Raw genomic sequence first — 17,868 nt, forward strand, 5'->3', positions numbered from 1 at the left:
AGACATGACGCTCTCTTTCAGTACTGCCGTTGGATGGCGGCGGTCGCCATGGCGCGCAGATGCGCGGCAGCGGCCGGTTCGATCGAACTGTTGTCGAGGGTGGCCACGGCCCGAGTGCCGAGTTCGTCGATCTGCCGTTCGACTGCGTCCACTGCGCCGAGTTCGACGAGAATGGAACGGATCTCCGCGACGGCTTCGGCGTCGAGTGCGGTTCCGAGGCCGGCCCGGATCGTGGCGGCATGATCGGGCCGGGTCAGGTCGGCCTGCTGCAGTGCCGAGGCGATCAGCACGGTGCGTTTGCCCTCGGTGATGTCGTCGCCCGACGGTTTGCCGGTCACCTCGGGGTCGCCGAACACTCCGAGCAGGTCGTCGCGCAATTGAAACGCGATCCCGATGTCGGCACCGAAGCTGCGGTACGCCGCTGTCAAGTCCTCGTCGGCGTCCGCCAGCACCGCGCCGACTTGCAGCGGCCGTTCCACGGTGTAGGCGGCGGTCTTGTACCGGTTGACACGCATGGCCGCCGCCACACTCTCGTCGATGCCTGCCTCGGCCTCGATATCGAGAAGTTGACCGCCGAGGACCTCGGTGCGCATGGCCGACCACACCGGCTGGACGCGCTGTGCAGCGTCGGCGTCGATGCCCGATTCGCGCAGTAGATCGTCGGCCCAGCACAGCGCGAGATCGCCGACGAGAATTGCGGCCGACTCGCCGAAGTGCTCCGAGGAGCCGGACCAGCCGGCATCCCGATGCCGTCGGGCGAAGTCGACGTGCACGGTCGGGAAACCGCGCCGCGTGCTGGACGAATCGATGATGTCGTCGTGGATCAGGGCGCACGCCTGGATCAGTTCGAGCGCCGAGCACGCACGAAGCACTGCGTCTGCTTGTGCGCCGGTCGATTCGCCACCGGCACCGAGCCACGCGGTCCAGGCGAATGCGGGACGCATACGCTTGCCGCCACGCAGCACGAATGCCTCGAGATCGGCCACCGCGGCGGGGTAGCCGCCGCCGACGGTGTCGACGACCGCGCGGCGCGAGGCGAAGAACTCGGTGAGCTTCGCGTCCACGGCCGTGCGCAGCGATGTGGGACCGGTTGCGGCGGTGGGGGTGTCGACGACGGGCGAAGACAAGTCTCCGGACAGGACGATCCTCCAAGGTTTGCTACGGATATGTCGGATTCAGTCCCCAGACTAGTAGCCCTCGACAGGAGCGCGCCGACATGCAGCGAACAACCGACCTCCGGGAGGCCCGACGGGCTCTACCGGAGCACAACATATGATCTTCTGGTGAGTGAAGATTCCGTCCGGGGGCGGTCGAGCCAAGGGTTCGTGACGAGCACGCCGTCCATCGTCGACCGACTACGGAACGATCCGGAGGCCAGAATCCCCTTCTCGGTGGAGTTCTCACCACCACGAGATGCCGCCGCAGAGGCAAGACTGTGGCGGGCGGTTCGCGAGTTCGAGCAACTTCAGCCCGCATTCGTGTCGATGACGTACGGGGCAGGCGGCTCCACCCGCGACCGGACGGTGCGCGTCACCGGGCAGATCGCCGAAGAGACCACATTGCTGCCGGTGGCGCATCTCACAGCGGTTTCGCACAGTGTCGACGAGTTGCGCTCGATGGTCGGGTCCTACGCCGACCGTGGCATCACCAATATCCTCGTGCTGCGCGGCGACCCTCCGGGCGATCCGCTCGGTCATTGGGAGAAGCATCCCGACGGAGTCGAGTACGCGGAGGAGCTCGTCCGGCTGGTACGTGATCTCGGCGACTTCCACGTCGGCGTGGCGTCGTTCCCCGAAGGACACCATCGGGCCGACGACCTCGAGCAGGACACCAGGGGCCTGGTCGGCAAACTTCGCGCCGGGGCGGAATACTCGATCACTCAGATGTTCTTCGATGTGGACGACTATCTGCGTCTGCGAGACCGTGTGAGTGCGTACGACGCCGAGCAGGGTGCCAAGCCGATCATCCCCGAGATCATGCCCATCACCTCGCTCCGGTCGGTTCGCCGGATGCTCGAGCTCTCGGGCACCACGCTCCCCTCGTACCTGGACGAGAAGTTCATTCGCGCAGCCGGATCCGGCCCGGAGGAGGATCGCGCTGCCGTCCGCGAGGTGGGCATCGAACTGGCCACGACCATCGGCGAGCGGCTGATCTCCGAGGGTGCGCCCGGGTTGCACTTCATCACGCTGAACTTCGCGCGCGCGACGCGGGAGGTGCTGAGCAACCTGGGTCTCGCGCCCGCGCGGGTCTAGCGCTGCGGCGCGGGCATCGGGCGCGACTTCCACGACAGTGAGCCACGTTGCCTGCGCAGGTGGGATTCGGCGACGAGCCCGACGAACGCGAGAATCGACAGCGGATGCAACGCCGCGTCGACAACATCCTCGCGGCCGAACCGCGATCCCGATTCACGCTGTCGCACGGCCATTCGCGACACCGCGCCCGCCAGGTAGGCGGCACCGCCGAGCCGGCGCGTCGAACCCGAGGCGGTGAGTGCCGCTATGGGGGGCACCACATAGATCGTGGCCAGCGCCAGGCCTGCAACGGCCGAACCGATCGGGCCACCGAACTCGCTCCACAGCCAGCGGCTGTAGCCGGATCTCAGTTCAGCGGCTCCGTCGTACATTCGGCAGCTGACGAACCCCGCACCCGACGCCACCGCAGTGTAAAACCCCCGCCGGCGCAGGGCACGTGCCAGATCGAGATCCTCGGTCGCGCTGGCAGCGACGCATTCGTGGCCTCCGACGGCGCGGTAGGCGGCGGTGTCGAAGGCCATGAACTGACCACAGGCAACCGCCATCGAAGGTAGAAGCGTCGAGTTGGCCACCGATACGGGAAGGGTGGACATCCACGACCACGCGAGGAGGGGTTGGACGAGTCGTTCGGCGACGCTCCCGGCCCGCTGTTCGGGCCAAGGGCACAGCAGCGCCGAGCCGCGCCTGCGAAGCATCCGAGCTGCAGCCGCCAGGGCATCGGGCGCGAGTCGAACGTCGGCGTCGACGAACACGATCATCGATGCCTGCACGTCGTCCTCGGCGGCCAGTCTCGCCAGTTCTGCGCAGGCGGCGGCCTTGCCGGTCCAGCCAGTCGGGGGAGCAGCATCGGAAGTCACGACGCGAATCCTGGGATCGCCGCCTGCGGCCTCGCGGGCCGCGGCACCCGTTCCATCGCTGGAGTCGTCGTCGAGGACGATGATGTGCACATTCGTGCACGAGCGTTGACGCGTGAGGTCCTCGATCAGCAGGGGCAGGGTCGCAGCCTCGTTGCGAGCGGGAATGCAGACGACCACTCGTTCGGTGACATCAAGTTCCGGAGTGCGCAAACGCGGCATGGACCGAGAATTGAGAAGCGACACCGCAGCGGACGCCGCTGCGAGGACGGCCGCCGTCGAAGTGGTCCGTGCGAGGAATCGGCTACTCACACCGACGTTCTGCCGGTCGAGTCGTCCGCCTTGGGATGTCGCGGCCGACGATCGAGCAGTGGTGGGTTGCGCGAAACCCAGGCCATTGCACCGACGATGGCCGCGATGCCGACGGTCACCCCGCCTACGATTCCGGCCCAGCCGGCGAAGCTTCGGGTGTTCGGATCGGGATAGTTGACCTCTGCGCGCATCGAAGTGACTTCGCCCGCAGGCAATTTCCAGGAGATCGAGTTGTCGCTCTCGCGAGTGCCGTTGGTGGTACCGATGCGGGAGGGAAATGCAATGGTGAACTGCACGTCCGAACCCTGAGCCGGGACCGAGGAGAGATCGGCATTGCCCGACAGAGTGACGGTGTCACCCGAACGCTGCAGTTCCAATTGGAACAATCCCGCCGCGTTCTGATAGATCGAACCGAGCGTCTGCACGTCGCCGAACGAGAGATCGTCGAAAATGGCCTGTGAACCGACGTACCCGTCCTGGTCGTACGGCTCGACCCGTACCTTGTCCTCGATCGAGGAGGGAACCACCAGTTCCGGGCCGGTGTCGGTATCGGAGGTCGGCACACTGGCCGCCACGATCTGGCCCGCCACCCGGTCGTTTGCGGACACCCCCATCGTGACCTGCACCCGAAGGCACCCGGCCAGCATCGGCGCAACCAGCAGCGCCAGTGCGACCACCGAGAGAACTCGGCGTCGGTGGGTTCGGAAGGGTGTTCGCGATGTCGACTGCACGTCCGACATCGTGCCAGGGCACCGAGCCGATGTCAGTCGGCAGGGGTTGTCAACGAGGCGTGTCGTTACCGAGACGATCGACGGCTGCGCGCGATCGTGGCCGACGCCATCGACCGCGGCCGGCGATATAGACCATAGGTATGCCGACCACACCCATCACCACGAACCCGTACACCGCCGAGAACCGAAGTTCTGGACCGTCGAGGAATACCGCGTGGGCGAGGGCGGACCCGAGCCACGTCCACAGGAACAGCCCGATGGGTACCGCGTCGTCGGACGCGCGCGGCCGGCCGTCGGACAGGCGTGCGATGCCGACAGCCCGGTCGAGCGACTCCATGATGGCCGCCATCAGTGTGGCCACCACGAGCCAGCCGAGGTAGTTGGTCAGCGGAATCGACGGCACCCCCGGTAGTCCGTCGGCACCGGCGGTCCAGGTCCACTGGCCGTCGGTGACCATCTGTGGATCGAGATAGAGGTCCCAGCCGACCATGCCCACCGCTACCGCTGCGATCCGAAGCGCAGCGCTGCGCACCGGCGACGTATCGAGACGGCGGACGACGAAGCTCACCGCGCACCAGATCGGGTAGAAACCGGCCGTCCAGGCCAGCGGGACCACCAGGGGCACCTCGAACAGGCTGGGGCCCAGACGATTCTGCGCGTAGAAGTACTCGCCGAACGGGATGCCGGTTGCGGTGCCGACGAGTTCGGACGCGAACCCGGTGCCGGCGGTCACGACGACCAGAGCGGTGGTCCACACCGCGCCCCGGTGCAGCGCAGCGTGCAGAATCGACGCGAGCGCGAGCAACGCTACGACAGCGATCGTCACCGTGTCTCGAGTCGATCCCGAGACCAGCGGATACACGATCTGGCAGCCGACAGCGGTGGCCGCCACGACGATCGGTGCAAGCCTCATGCCTGCCTCCTCCTGAAGAATTCGCGCCGACGTCCGGCCCGGGCGTCGGCGATCGCTATCCGCGCCGCCGAGCGACCACTGGCTGCAGTGACCCCGCCGCCGGGGTGGGTGGATGCACCGGTGAGGTACAGGCCATCCGCCCCCGGGACTCGGTGGCCGGCCAGCTGGGGATGCGGACGCCACATCATCATCTGGTCCAACGACATGTCGAGGTGCATGATGTTGCCTCCGATCAGACCGAGCTCACGCTCGATGTCCGGCGGCGACTGGACGTACCGATCCACCACGGCATCGGCGAAACCGGGTGCGTACCGATCCATCTCGGCCACGATCCGATCCGCCTCGAACTCGGCCAGCGAGCGCTCGCCGGGAACATTCGAGCGCCACTGCCTACCGTCGGCGAGAGTGTGCGGATGCCACTGCGACCACAGTGAAATCTGGTGCTGTCCCGGTGGTGCGATGGTGGGATCCAGGGCGCTGAACGACATTCCCAGAACGGCCGGGGTCGGTGGGAGTTCACCGGCCAGTGCATGCCCGTGCGCCAGGCGCAGCTGGTTTCGGTCACGGACGAGCAGTGCGAGACCGTGAGTGGCGTCCTCGATCCGGTCGGCACTCGGATACACCGGAAGTGCGTCGGTGGCCAGCCGTACCGCGGTTCCGATTCCCGGACCCACCCGGATCGTGCTGCGCCACCGGGCGATCTGCACCGCGTCGTGTCCGCCGTCGGCGAGCAGCTCGAGGGTGGTCAGGATGTGGCACCCGGCGACGACGATGCGGCTGTCGATCGCCCGGCCCGACGCTGTTCTCGTGGTCCAGCCGTGCGGGCGGCGAACGAGCGAGGTCACGCCGTCTCCGAGGGTCACTGCTGCACCGTCCCGGTCCAACCGAGCGATCATCGCCTCGGTCAGCGCGCCACTGCCGCCGACGGCGCGGCCCGGCGGAAGGGTGTGCATGAGAGCGGCGAAGCCGACCATCGGTGCGGTACCGGGCTCGGACATCGGTGGCCCCGACTGTGCGCCGAACCACGCCAGTGCCGCCTTGAGGCGTTCACTCGAGAACATCTCGTCCAACAGAGAATCTCCGGTGGCGAGGAACTCACGCGAGAGCATGCTGCCCCCGTCCGGAGCGCCGAGTCCCCAGAAGGATCGGAGCAACTTCGATCCGGTGGGCGGTCCACCGAACGCGCGCATGGTGCGCTCGCTACGGGGACCCCAGACAGCGACGAAGTCACGGTAGGCACGGGCGTCCGCCGTCCCGCATGCGGCGGCGATGGAGTCGCACGTCCGGTCGAGACTGCGATGGAAGACGATGGCGCGTTCGTCGGTGTCGACTGCTCCCGGCGCGAACGCCCACGGATCGCAGTCGATGTAGCGCAGTCCGAACGCCGCGAGATCGAGCTCTTCGATGATGCCGGTGTGTCGAATCATGATGTGCGCCGACGAGCCCCGGTCCACTCGATGGCCGGGAAAGCGCTCCACCGTGGACACCGCTCCACCAGCGATGGTGTCGCGCTCGAGAACCTCTACCGACATCCCGGCATCGGTCAGGTAACAGGCAGAGGTCAAGGCGTTGTGGCCGGAGCCCACCACCACAGCGTCGATCACATCTTCAGGCTACTGGCTGCTCCAGCGGCAACCGGCGACCCAGCACGGCGAAGGGGCGTCGATCACCGGCGAACGTGAAGTCCCGCAACACGTCGGCGAAGCCCAGCCGCCGGTACAGCCGCCAGGCCCGATTGTTCTCCTGCGCCACCTCGGGAGTGGACAACATCACGTTGTTCGCTGTGACACCGTCGAGCAGTCGGCTGCACAGTCGGCCGCCGAGACCATGGCCTTGGGCGCGCGGGAGGACGTGCAACTCGGTCAGCTCGAAGTAGTCACCGAGCACGGCCTCGACCTGTCGGTGAGAGTGCCCCGTTCGCCGCAAGCCGTCCCGAACCTGTTGATGCCACCACTGGTGTGCAGCGCCGTGGTAGCCGTAGGCAACGGCAACCAGGGGGTCGGCCTGCGTCGGGTCGGAGTTCGGCAGCAATGCCCCGACTGCTCGCCAACCCGGCCGGTGCAGATGTTCGCTCCACATCGGGGCTCGGCTCTTCTCGGTTCCGCGGGGGTAACCCATGGCCTCGACGTAGATCGACAGCGCCTCGACCAGCCGCTGGCGGAATTCCGGGGGCGTCAGATCGACCAGGTAGGGCGTTGTCTGCGCATCGGTGACGACTGTTCTCACCCTTTCTTCGGCAACTTGTCGGTGGGCACAGCTATATTCAATGTGTCGAACGGGTGTTCGATGATCGGGGCCGAGTGCGCCGGTGGCGTCGACTCGATTCCGAGAGTCCGATTCCCCGGGGTTCGACTGTAAGGCTTCATCACGGTTCCGGGCGCGGCAGGTACGCACCGGAGATTCGAACTGGAGGTGTTCGAGTATGACGATCACGAAGGCGTTCGAAGCCGGCGTGCGGTCCCCGGTATCGCGTCAGGCCCAGATTCTGCTCGGTCGAGCCGATGCACTGCTGTCGGAGTCCATCGGGGAGAGTGGCGCGGGCGATCGATTTCTCGGGAGTTACGCCGCGGCGCTCAAGGGCGCGGCAGCGGTGCTGGCGTCGGTGCCCAACTCGATCGGAGTACGTCCTCGCTCGCGCAGCGCGTGGGTGTTGATGGCGAAGGCAGCACCTGATCTCGCCGTCTGGGCGGACTACTTCGCGTCGTTCTCGGCCACTCGCGCTGCGGTCGAGGCGGGCGCATCGAGCACGATCGCCGAGCTCGATGCCGACGATTTCTACCGGCACGTCAGCCGTTTTCTGAACTCGGTGGACGATCGGCTGGGCGACCGGTCGAGCTTCACTGCAGTCGATCCGATGTCGGCGCCGATGTCGGCGTGATCCACGCGGCCGGTCGCGAAGAGTGAACTGCCACGTCACGCGGTGTTCGGCCGTCGTTTCCGGGACGTCCGTCTCGAAAACTTCGATGTTTCTCAGGAACACATCGTGCGAGTAGGTGGTAAGCAGCGGATTCAGCTCGTATCATCGACAGCAGGTAGCCGCCAAGGTCAGCTTCCCGTCATTTCGCAACCGAAATGGCCTTCAATATCTGTGCAGGGGGAGGTACCGTGCCACTCTCCGAGCACGAGCAGCGCATGCTCGATCAAATCGAGAGCGCTCTCTACGCCGAGGATCCCAAATTCGCTTCTCACGTGAGAGGCGGCCGCGTTCGCGCGGCGTCGAGCAGGAGGCGTTTTCAAGCCGCCGCACTGTTCGTCGTGGGACTCGTGTTGCTCGTCGCTGGTGTTGCCCTGTCGACGAACAGTTTGGCTTTTCTCGTCGTCAGTCTCATCGGCTTTTTGTTCATGTTCGGTGCCGGGGCGCTGTTCCTCTTCGGTGGTTCCAAGAAGGGCACCGAAGCCGCTAAAGGGGAAGGTGGCACAGCCGAAAATGTCACCGACATTTCCGGTCGTGGTGCCAAGCAGAAGTCGAAGGGTGGCCGCAAGGGCGGCAGTTTCACCTCTCGTATGGAAGACCGGTTCCGAAAGAGGTTCGACCAGGAGTAGGTCGGCTGGGTTCCGAGCGAACCGGGCGCGATCCGTACCGGCCCTACTACAACTTCACGCACTACACACAGCAGCACCTCACCTTCGGGTGAGGTGCTGCTGTCGTTGCAGCCGGTGAGATACCGCCCCTGACTCTCGTGTCGAATCCCGACGCCAGGGCGGATCTGCACACCCGATACTGCTGTGCCGGTGCGTCTGGGGTCCTCGCTGCATCCGCTGCACGAGCTGTTTCGGGGCGTTCTCCCCACTTCGCCCCACGTTCATCACGATTCCCCACTTTTCCCCACTGGACCCGGATCACGCTGCTTCAGGCTGGACTGCCCCGCCACCCAGGTGCAAAATGCCAGGTCGACACGCCCACCCGAGTAGTTTTCGAGGGCTGTGATCGCCTGGTGGCAGCGATGTCCATTCGAGACCCTCGCAGTAATTGGGGTCAGTCTTAGGTGCTCTGAGCTCGATAGACGTGTATTCGCCGAAGATTTCTCTGCTGCGGATGGGTCGAAGTGGGGGAGAGTGGGGTAAAGTGGTCCGCAGCGGAGAGTCGAGGCTGGAGGTGGCGAGTGTTTCTCGGTACCTACACGCCAAAGCTCGACGACAAGGGTCGACTCACGTTGCCGGCCAAGTTTCGGGACGCGCTTGCAGGAGGTGTCATGGTGAGCAAGGGGCAGGATTTCAGCCTCGCTGTCTACACCGCGGCAGACTTCGAGGAGCGCTCTCGGAAGTTGACAGCAGCTTCTCGTTCCAACCCGAAAGCCCGTGCCTATGTTCGTCAGTTCTTCTCGGGAACCGATGAGCAGCGGCCGGACGGACAGGGTCGCATCACCATCAGTCCTGAGCATCGCCGCTACGCGGGGCTCGAACGCAACTGCGTGGTGATCGGTTCGATGGATTTCATCGAGATCTGGAACGACGAAGCATGGGCCCGTTACTCCGCCGAGAACGAGCAGGATTTCTCCGACGCGTTCGACGAATCCCTCGGAGGGATCTTGTAGCCCGCCCAGGTCGCCTGCGAGTGCAGCGAGGCCTCTGCCCGATCAGAACCCTGACGTTCTTCCCCAACGCCAGGTTTCGCAGATCAGGACCCTGACGTTCTTCCCCAACGCCAGGTTCCCTATCGGACAGGGACCTCGAAGCATTCGCTTCGGCGTCCGTGGGTAACCCGCATGGCCCGGACCCGGGCGAGAAGTACGTACGCACGACCGGGAGGAACCATGACGGAGGGTGTCGGGCAGGACGAGAGCGAGTCGTCTGCCGATCGAACCCCCCGCCGGTCCGCAGGCCCGGTTCACGTGCCGGTTCGACTCGAGCGGGCAGTCGAATTACTCGGTCCCGCAGTGGATTGCGCCGACAGCACTCGAGTCATGATCGACGCCACTCTCGGACTCGGCGGTCATGCCGAACACTTCCTGCGGACCTATCCGCACCTGCACCTCATCGGACTCGACCGCGATCCTGACGCGCTGACACGCGCCGGTGCTCGATTGGCTCCGTTTTCGGATCGAATCACGTTGGTCCACAACACTTACGACGGTATCGCCGAAGCACTCGACGAAGCCGATCTACCCGCGCTCGAATCGGTTCACGGCATTCTGTTCGATCTCGGGGTGTCGTCGATGCAGCTGGACGAGTCCGATCGCGGATTCGCATACTCCGTCGACGCCCCTCTGGACATGAGGATGAATCCGACGGTGGGCATCACTGCGGCCGACATCCTCAACACGTACTCGCACGGCGACATCGCGCGGGTGCTCAGTACATACGGTGAGGAGCGGTTCGCCGGCAAGATCGCCTCCGCTGTTCTGCGGCGTCGTGAGCACACACCGTTCACTACGAGCGGTCCTTTGGTGGAACTGCTCTATGCCGCAATTCCGGCGGCGACGCGGCGCACGGGAGGGCATCCGGCCAAGCGCACGTTTCAGGCGCTGCGCGTCGAGGTCAACGGTGAGCTGGACTCGTTGAAGGCGGCAGTGCCTGCCGGGCTCGATGCGTTGGCCGTCGGTGGTCGGGTCGTCTTCATGTCCTATCAATCGCTCGAAGACCGAGTTGTCAAGCAGGAGTTGGCCCCCCGGGTCAAATCCCGTAGCCCCGAGGGGCTGCCCGTCGAGCTTCCTGGAATGGGTCCGGAGTTCCGGCTCCTGACCAGAGGTGCCGAGCGGGCCTCGGATGCAGAAATCGAAGTCAACCCACGTTCGGCTCCCGTGAGACTGCGCGCCGCCGAACGGATTGCAAGGAGAGCGGAATGACGGTTCCAGGCGCAACTGTTGGAACACAACGCAATCGGGTTCCGGCCACCCGGGACAGGGTCGCGCCCCACGGGCCACGGACAGGACCGGAACGGTCCGGTCGTGGCGGCGGGCGATCCGGTGCTGCTCTCCGTGCGTACGAGCGCCGGCAGCAGCGCGCATCGATTCACACGTCTGATTCCGCTCGTGGTTCCAGCGCGCGTCGGTCGATCGACGGAAGCGCGATTGCCGCGCGTATTCCGTTCGTCGCCTTGGTCATCGGCTTACTCGCCATCGGGCTCGGGTTGACACTGTTGCTGACCACGCGGTCTGCAGGGGACTCCTATGACCTCAGCGCTGCCAAGGCCGTCAACACCGAACTTGCTCAGCAGCGGGCATCTCTCCAGAAAGATGTCGAGTTGGCGGAATCGCCGACCGAATTGGCGCGCAAGGCCGCCGGCCTCGGCATGGTTCCGGCCAAGAATCCACCGCGCTTGATCGTCGGACCGGACGGTGGTGTGCAGGTCGTGGGCACACCCGCCCCGGCCGACGGAGAGCCGGTGGCCCCGCTCGATCCCGTGCCGAACTCTGCTGCAGGAGCAAACACGACACCGGCCACAGGAACTCAGCAGCAGCTGATTCCGCGCAGCGCCTCGCAACCCAACCGGCCTTCGGACACGGTCGATACCCGCGCCGCCACGCCGAGTGCAAGCAATGGTGCTGGAAACACCGCGCTTGCTGAACAATTGGTTCCCATGACCATCCCCTCGGTCGAAACACCATCGGTCGAAACACCTTCGGCTGGAGCCACCGGCGACGCTGCGGGTGACGGGCAGTGACCAGGCCCACCCCTGCTCCGCGCCGTCGGCCGCCCAGCCGGAAGCGCCTCGACTCGTCCACTTTTCGGTTCCGGCACGGAACCGGTCGCATTCTGATGTATGGTGCGCTCGTCGTCGCGGCGGCACAGTTGCTGTGGATTCAGGGATTCGACGGTCCGAGACTGTCGGCCGAGTCGGCGTCGCAGCGCACCACCACGATCGTCGATCCTGCGATGCGCGGGTCGATTCTGGACCGCAACGGAAACCCCATCGCGTTCACTATGCAAGCGAAAGCGTTGACGTTCCAGCCGGTTCGGGTTCGAAAGGAACTCGACGAGGCCAGAGCGAAGGATCCCACCGAGCCGGAAACGGACCAGTACCTCGAGGATATCGCCGCCCGCATCCACGAGGAGCTCGGCGATGTGATCAGCGAGAAGGATCTGCTCGCGAAGCTGAAGAGCAACGACGAATTCACGTACCTGGCACGTGGTGTGGACGCAACTGTGGCGTCGAAGATCAGTGCGGATTTCAAGCAGGTCGGGCTGGAGCGTCAGGACATCCGCGAGTACCCAGGCGGGTCGCTGGCCGCGAACATCGTCGGTGCCACCGGTTGGGACGGACACGGTCTGCTCGGTCTCGAGGATTCGCTCGACGCAACGTTGGCCGGCACCGACGGTTCGCAGACCTACGACCGTGGTTCCGATGGCGCCGTCATCCCCGGCAGTTGGCGAGACAAACAGCCGGCGGTCGACGGTTCCAGCGTCGAACTGACCATCGATGCGGACCTTCAGTACTACGTGCAGCAGCAGGTCCAGTTGGCGAAGGACTTGTCCGGAGCGAGGAATGCGTCGGCCTACGTGCAGGATTCGCGGACCGGCGAAGTGCTGGCGATGTCGAACGACAACACCTTCAATGCCGGTATCGGCGTCGGAAACAACGACCGCACCAAGGAGATGGGCAACCTGCCCGTCACCACCCCGTTCGAGCCGGGATCGGTGAACAAGATCATCACCGCAGCCGCTGCCGTCGAGTACGGGCTCACCACACCGGACGAGGTGCTCCAAGTTCCGGGCAGCATCTTCATGTCCGGGGTGACGGTGCGGGATGCATGGGAACACGGTGTCGCCCCGTACACCTCGACCGGAGTATTCGGTAAGTCGTCCAACGTCGGCACTCTGATGCTGGCGCAGCGTGTCGGCGAGGATCGATACGCCGACATGCTGAACAGGTTCGGCCTCGGTCAGCGCAGTGATGTCGGTCTGCCCAACGAGAGTGCCGGAAGCGTGCCGAGTCGCGATCAGTGGTCGGGCGGTACGTTCGCCAACCTCCCGATCGGTCAGGGTCTGTCGATGACGCTGCTGCAGATGACCGGGATGTACCAGGCCATCGCCAACGACGGCGTCCGCATTCCGCCGCGGATCGTCGAGGCGACGGTGGACGCCAACGGCCAGCGGACCGAGACCCAGCAGCCGGACGGTGTGTACGTGGTCAGTCCGGACACCGCGAAGACGGTTCGGAACATGTTCCGATCCGTCACCCAGGACGACACGGGCAACCAGCGCGGAACCGGCGTGTCCGCCGGTGTCGAGGGCTATCAGATCAGTGGCAAGACCGGTACGGCGCAGCAGGTCGACCCCGAGTGCAAGTGCTACTCGAACTCCAAGTACTGGATCACGTTCGCCGGTATCGCGCCGGCCGACGATCCCCGCTACGTGATCGGGATCATGCTCGACGCGCCGGCGCGCAGCGCCGACGGGTCCGGCGGTCAGTCGGCAGCGCCCCTGTTCCACAACATCGCCAGCTGGATGCTGCAACGAGACAGTGTGCCCATGTCCGCGGACCCGGGTCCCAAGCTGGTGCTGCAGGCCGACTGAGATCCGATCCTGCCGGTCCGTGAGTCGGGGTGGCGACATGTCCATCCCGGTCGCCGGTAATCTGACACATCGGTTCGAGCTCGTTCGTTCGGCCGCCGCCGCGGCCCGACAGAGCCGGGGACGATGCGCGGCCGGCAGTAGAAAGGAAGGGAGCAGGAGTGACTGTTACATCGGATTCACGTCCGGCTCCGGGTTCACGTCCGGCGCATCCGCCGCACACCGAAGTTCGGGAGGTCGCGTCCGCAGTCGGTATCACGATCGGTGCCGGTGACCCCGCCGGAGTGAGCGTGACCGGTATCGATCTGAGAGCACAGTCCATCTTGCCCGGTGATCTCTTCGCAGCACTGCCCGGATCGAGTCGTCACGGTGCCGAGTTCGCGGCCGACGCGATCGATCGCGGTGCCGTGGCCGTCCTCACCGACCCCGCCGGCCTCGATATCGTCGAGCGCGCCTTCTCCGGCACCGACCGACAGGTTCCGGTGCTCGTGCACGATCGTCCGCGTCAGGTGTTGGGTGCAGTATCCGCGCTGATCTACGGCAATCCTTCCTCGAAGATGACCGTCATCGGGATCACCGGTACGTCGGGTAAGACGACCACGGCTTATCTGGTGGAAGCCGGCCTGACCGCCGCCGGATGTCGTTGTGGGCTGATCGGCACGATCGAGACACGCGTGGCGGGTCGACACGTGCCGAGTGCGCTCACCACACCCGAGGCACCGCAGTTGCACGCGCTCTTCGCCGTCATGGAAGAGGAGGGCGTCGACACCGTGGTGATGGAAGTGTCGTCCCACGCGCTGTCTCTGGGCCGCGTGGACGGCACCCGCTTCGCCGTCGGCGCGTTCACCAATCTGTCGCAGGATCATCTCGACTTCCACGGTTCCCTCGAGGACTATTTTCTGGCCAAGAGTCGCTTGTTCGCGGCCGACTCTGCCGTTCGCGCGGATACCGCTGTCGTCTGTGTCGACGATGCGTGGGGTGTGCGCATGGCAGATATCGCGCGCGCTGCCGGTTCGACGGTGGTGACCGCGTCGACCGGGGACGATTCGCAATGGTCGGTCTCGGACTGGGCCAAGCACGACGACGGTACGCAGTCGTTCGTCGTCGCCGACCCACACGGCCTCGAGCTTCCGGTCTCGATTCGGCTCCCGGGTCGCTACAACGTCGCGAACAGCGTTCTCGCGCTGGCGACGTGCGCGGCGGCCGGTGTGGACGTGCCGAAGGCAGCGGCCGCGCTGGCAACGGTCGACGTGCCGGGGCGTGTGCAGCGAATCGACCGGGGCCAGAACTTTCTGGCGGTGGTCGACTACGCGCACAAGCCTGCGGCAGTCGAGGCCGTACTGGCAACGTTGCGTGAGTCGTCCGGTGGACGGATCGCACTGGTGCTCGGAGCAGGTGGAGACCGCGACACCGCCAAGCGTGCGCTGATGGGTGCAGCCGGGGCGCGCGGGGCCGACCTACTGGTGGTGACCGACGACAACCCGCGAAGCGAGGATCCCGCCGCCATTCGACAGGCAGTGGAAGACGGCGCATCGTCGGTTCCGAACGAAGCTCGTGGTGAAGTTCGAAATGTGGCAGGCCGCGCAGCGGCGATCGAGCAGGCCGTGGTGTGGGCCCGTGAAGGGGATGTTGTGTTGATCGCAGGAAAAGGGCACGAGACCGGCCAGGAGGTGGCGGGGGTGAAGCATCCGTTCGACGACCGAGTGGTGCTCGCCTCCGCGATCGACGCTCGATTCGCCACGAGCGCGGGCACTCGGTGATTCCGCTGTCGATCGCCCGTATCGCCGAGATAGTCGGTGGCACGGTGCACGATGTCACGGATCCGACGGTCGAGGTGTCCGGACCGGTGGAGTTCGATTCACGGAAGGTCACCCCCGGCAGCGTTTTTCTCGCGCTTCCCGGGGCCAAGGTGGACGGTCACGAGCACGCTGCAGGCGCGGTCGCCGCCGGTGCGGCGCTGGTACTCGCCGCGCGTCCAGTCGGTGTACCGGCGGTCGTCGTTCGCCCGGTTCCGCACGAGAGCCGCGCGATGGCACTCGAACACGATCCGGACGGCTCGGGTTCGGCGGTGCTGACCGCGCTGGGAGCACTCGCGCGAGCGTCGGTACTCGAACTGACTTCACAGCACGGCCTGACCGTCGTCGGCGTGACGGGATCCTCGGGAAAGACATCCACCAAGGATCTGATCTCCGCGGTCCTCGAGCCCCTCGGCTCGGTGGTGGCACCGCCCGGATCGTTCAACAACGAACTCGGCCATCCGTGGACGGCCCTGCGCGCCGACGCCGATACCGATTTTCTCTGTCTCGAGTTGTCCGCCAGGGGAATCGGCCACATCGCCGAACTCGCCTTGCTTGCACCGCCGCGGATCGGGGTGGTGCTCAACGTGGGTACCGCGCACCTGGGTGAATTCGGGTCGCGTGAGGCCATCGCCTTGGCCAAAGGCGAACTCGTCGAAGCACTGCCGAGCGCCGCCGACGGGGGAGTGGCGATTCTCAACACCGACGATCGACTCGTCGCCGAGATGGCGACGCGCACAACGGCGTCGATCGTCACAGTCGGACGAAACGCCGATGCTGACGTCAAGGCGGTCGACGTGCAGGTCGACACCGACGCCCGGGCGTCGTTCACGCTCGAATGCGCGGCGGGATCGGTACCGATCACTCTGGCGGTGCACGGTGAACACCAGGTCGGCAACGCCCTTGCGGCAGCGGCGGTCGCACTCGAATGCGGAGCAACTCTGACGCAGGTGGCCGACGCCCTGTCGACTGCGGCTCCGACGTCGATCCGGCGGATGGATGTGCGTACCCGTGCCGATGGGGTCACCGTCGTCAACGATTCGTACAACGCCAATCCGGATTCGGTGCGCGCCGCTCTCAAGGCTCTGGTGTCGATGTCGCGCCGTGACGACGGGCCGAAACGTCGCAGTTGGGCAGTGCTCGGCGAGATGGGCGAACTCGGTGCCGACTCGGTGGTCGAGCACGACGCGATCGGTCGGCTCGCCGTTCGACTCGACGTCGATCGGCTGATCATCGTCGACACCGGGCGACCCACTCGGGCGCTTCATCAGGGCGCGGTCATGGAAGGTTCGTGGGGCGAAGAGTCGATGCTGGTACCCGACCGCCAGTCGGCGATCGCAGTGCTGCGCGAGGAGGTGCGCCCCGGCGACATCGTTCTGGTGAAAGCCTCGCAATCCGGTGCCATGTGGACCGTCGCAGACGCCCTGTTGGCCGACGCATCGAGCGTCGCGGCCGCGGAGGATGCGCAGTGAGGCAGATTCTGTTCGCCGGCGGCATCGCACTGGCCGTCGCGATTCTGCTGACGCCGGTGCTGATCAAGGCGTTCTCGAAACAGGGCTTCGGTCAAGAAATTCGAGTGGAAGGTCCCGCGAGTCACCAGTCCAAGCGCGGTACGCCGACCATGGGCGGCGTTGCGATTCTCGTGGGAATCTGGGCCGGCTACTGGGGCTCACACCTGATCGGCATCGGGTACGACGCAGATCGTCCATCGGCCTCTGCCCTGCTCGTTCTCGGACTGACCACGGTGCTCGGGCTCGTCGGCTTCCTCGACGACTTCATCAAGATCCGCAAGCAGCGCAACCTGGGCCTGAACGCCACCGGGAAGTACGTCGGTCAGATAACGGCGGCCGTGCTGTTCGCGATTCTCGTGCTGCAGTTCCGCAGCGACAGCGGCCTCACTCCGGGCAGCACCCAACTGTCCTACGTGCGCGACATCGCCACCTGGTCGATGTCGGCAGTGGTGTTCGTGTTCTTCGTCTGCCTGCTGGTGATCGCGTGGTCCAACTCGGTCAACCTCACCGACGGACTCGACGGTCTCGCTGCCGGGTCGATGACGTTGGTGCTCGGTGCCTACACCGTCATCACCTTCTGGCAGTACCGGCAAGCCTGCGCCGGCCCTGCGGGTCCTGCTCCCGGGTGCTACGACGTTCGAGATCCCCTCGACCTGGCACTGGTCTGCGCCTCCGCTGCGGGCGCATGCATCGGCTTCCTGTGGTGGAACGCCGCGCCGGCCAAGATTTTCATGGGCGACACCGGATCTCTCGCCCTCGGCGGGTTGATCGCAGGACTGTCGGTGGTCACCAAGACCGAGCTGATCATGGTGGTCATCGGTGCGCTGTTCGTCGCCGAGGCCGCATCGGTGGTCATCCAAGTCGCGGTGTTCCGATCCAGTCGTCGACGCGTGTTTCGGATGGCACCGTTCCATCACCATTTCGAGTTGGCAGGGTGGGCCGAAACGACGGTGATCATCCGGTTCTGGTTGCTGGCCGCCATCGCGTCGGCCGTCGGTCTGGCCCTGTTCTACAGCGAGTATCTCGCTGCCGTCGGCGGATAGGG

The 17,868-nt window shown here is 65.6% G+C and carries 16 protein-coding genes; 10 read left to right on the top strand and 6 right to left on the bottom strand.

The genetic code is table 11. The annotated features are described in order from the left end of the window. Nucleotides 1-17: 17 nt before the first annotated feature. Nucleotides 18-1,127 (bottom strand): polyprenyl synthetase family protein, encoded by a 1,110-nt coding sequence (locus tag RHODMAR_RS14365; RefSeq protein ID WP_008715732.1) that lies wholly within the window; start codon nt 1,125-1,127, stop codon nt 18-20. Nucleotides 1,128-1,325: 198 nt separating this feature from the next. On the opposite strand from RHODMAR_RS14365, the gene RHODMAR_RS14370 reads away from it, so the two are divergent. Beyond that, the gene (locus RHODMAR_RS14370; protein WP_042939264.1) at nt 1,326-2,252 is read left to right on the top strand and encodes a methylenetetrahydrofolate reductase; all 927 of its coding nucleotides are present in this window, start codon (nt 1,326-1,328) and stop codon (nt 2,250-2,252) included. Here the strand turns inward: RHODMAR_RS14370 and RHODMAR_RS14375 are convergent. From RHODMAR_RS14375 to RHODMAR_RS14395, 5 genes are read right to left on the bottom strand one after another with little or no spacing between them, the layout of a single operon-like run. Beyond that, complete coding sequence (locus RHODMAR_RS14375) at nt 2,249-3,418, bottom strand: glycosyltransferase (protein WP_008715736.1); 1,170 nt, start codon at nt 3,416-3,418, stop codon at nt 2,249-2,251. The two genes, RHODMAR_RS14370 and RHODMAR_RS14375, sit on opposite strands and share 4 nt — an antisense overlap. Continuing rightward, nucleotides 3,415-4,158 carry an LppM family (lipo)protein gene (locus tag RHODMAR_RS14380; RefSeq protein ID WP_051048032.1) on the bottom strand — a complete coding sequence of 248 codons (744 nt, stop codon included), beginning with the start codon at nt 4,156-4,158 and terminating at the stop codon, nt 3,415-3,417. Before RHODMAR_RS14380 ends, RHODMAR_RS14375 begins: the two co-directional genes overlap by 4 nt. 40 nt (nt 4,159-4,198) lie before the next feature. Then, a complete protein-coding gene (locus RHODMAR_RS14385) occupies nt 4,199-5,062 on the bottom strand; it encodes a carotenoid biosynthesis protein (protein ID WP_008715739.1) in 864 nt (287 codons plus the stop codon). Then, on the bottom strand, nt 5,059-6,666 hold the full coding sequence (locus tag RHODMAR_RS14390; RefSeq protein ID WP_008715740.1) for a phytoene desaturase family protein: 1,608 nt from the start codon (nt 6,664-6,666) through the stop codon (nt 5,059-5,061). Before RHODMAR_RS14390 ends, RHODMAR_RS14385 begins: the two co-directional genes overlap by 4 nt. A 4-nt stretch (nt 6,667-6,670) precedes the next feature. Beyond that, nucleotides 6,671-7,288, bottom strand: coding sequence for a GNAT family N-acetyltransferase (locus RHODMAR_RS14395; protein WP_008715741.1), 618 nt, complete (start codon nt 7,286-7,288; stop codon nt 6,671-6,673). A gap of 196 nt (nt 7,289-7,484) precedes the next feature. On the opposite strand from RHODMAR_RS14395, the gene RHODMAR_RS14400 reads away from it, so the two are divergent. The 9 genes from RHODMAR_RS14400 to mraY all read left to right on the top strand — a co-directional run bounded on the left by RHODMAR_RS14400 (nt 7,485) and on the right by mraY (nt 17,866). Next, the gene (locus RHODMAR_RS14400) at nt 7,485-7,940 is read left to right on the top strand and encodes an SAV_6107 family HEPN domain-containing protein (protein ID WP_008715742.1); all 456 of its coding nucleotides are present in this window, start codon (nt 7,485-7,487) and stop codon (nt 7,938-7,940) included. 227 nt (nt 7,941-8,167) lie between these two features. After that, the gene (locus RHODMAR_RS14405) at nt 8,168-8,605 is read left to right on the top strand and encodes a DUF3040 domain-containing protein (RefSeq protein WP_008715743.1); all 438 of its coding nucleotides are present in this window, start codon (nt 8,168-8,170) and stop codon (nt 8,603-8,605) included. A gap of 560 nt (nt 8,606-9,165) precedes the next feature. Continuing rightward, a complete protein-coding gene (gene mraZ / locus RHODMAR_RS14410; protein ID WP_008715745.1) occupies nt 9,166-9,597 on the top strand; it encodes a division/cell wall cluster transcriptional repressor MraZ in 432 nt (143 codons plus the stop codon). Nucleotides 9,598-9,816: 219 nt separating this feature from the next. Next, a complete protein-coding gene (rsmH, locus tag RHODMAR_RS14415) occupies nt 9,817-10,848 on the top strand; it encodes a 16S rRNA (cytosine(1402)-N(4))-methyltransferase RsmH (RefSeq protein WP_008715747.1) in 1,032 nt (343 codons plus the stop codon). Further along, nucleotides 10,845-11,666 carry a hypothetical protein gene (locus tag RHODMAR_RS14420; RefSeq protein WP_008715748.1) on the top strand — a complete coding sequence of 274 codons (822 nt, stop codon included), beginning with the start codon at nt 10,845-10,847 and terminating at the stop codon, nt 11,664-11,666. The genes rsmH and RHODMAR_RS14420 overlap by 4 nt, the downstream gene beginning before the upstream one ends. Then, nucleotides 11,663-13,519 (top strand): peptidoglycan D,D-transpeptidase FtsI family protein, encoded by a 1,857-nt coding sequence (locus tag RHODMAR_RS14425; protein ID WP_008715750.1) that lies wholly within the window; start codon nt 11,663-11,665, stop codon nt 13,517-13,519. Before RHODMAR_RS14420 ends, RHODMAR_RS14425 begins: the two co-directional genes overlap by 4 nt. Before the next feature lie 158 nt (nt 13,520-13,677). Then, nucleotides 13,678-15,276, top strand: coding sequence for a UDP-N-acetylmuramoyl-L-alanyl-D-glutamate--2,6-diaminopimelate ligase (locus RHODMAR_RS14430; RefSeq protein ID WP_008715752.1), 1,599 nt, complete (start codon nt 13,678-13,680; stop codon nt 15,274-15,276). Beyond that, the gene (locus tag RHODMAR_RS14435; protein WP_008715754.1) at nt 15,273-16,784 is read left to right on the top strand and encodes a UDP-N-acetylmuramoyl-tripeptide--D-alanyl-D-alanine ligase; all 1,512 of its coding nucleotides are present in this window, start codon (nt 15,273-15,275) and stop codon (nt 16,782-16,784) included. The genes RHODMAR_RS14430 and RHODMAR_RS14435 overlap by 4 nt, the downstream gene beginning before the upstream one ends. Then, complete coding sequence (gene mraY / locus RHODMAR_RS14440) at nt 16,781-17,866, top strand: phospho-N-acetylmuramoyl-pentapeptide-transferase (protein ID WP_008715756.1); 1,086 nt, start codon at nt 16,781-16,783, stop codon at nt 17,864-17,866. The genes RHODMAR_RS14435 and mraY overlap by 4 nt, the downstream gene beginning before the upstream one ends. Nucleotides 17,867-17,868 lie beyond the last annotated feature (2 nt).

Origin of the sequence: Rhodococcus sp. AW25M09 (assembly GCF_000333955.1) — a bacterium.
Classification (GTDB): domain Bacteria; phylum Actinomycetota; class Actinomycetes; order Mycobacteriales; family Mycobacteriaceae; genus Rhodococcoides.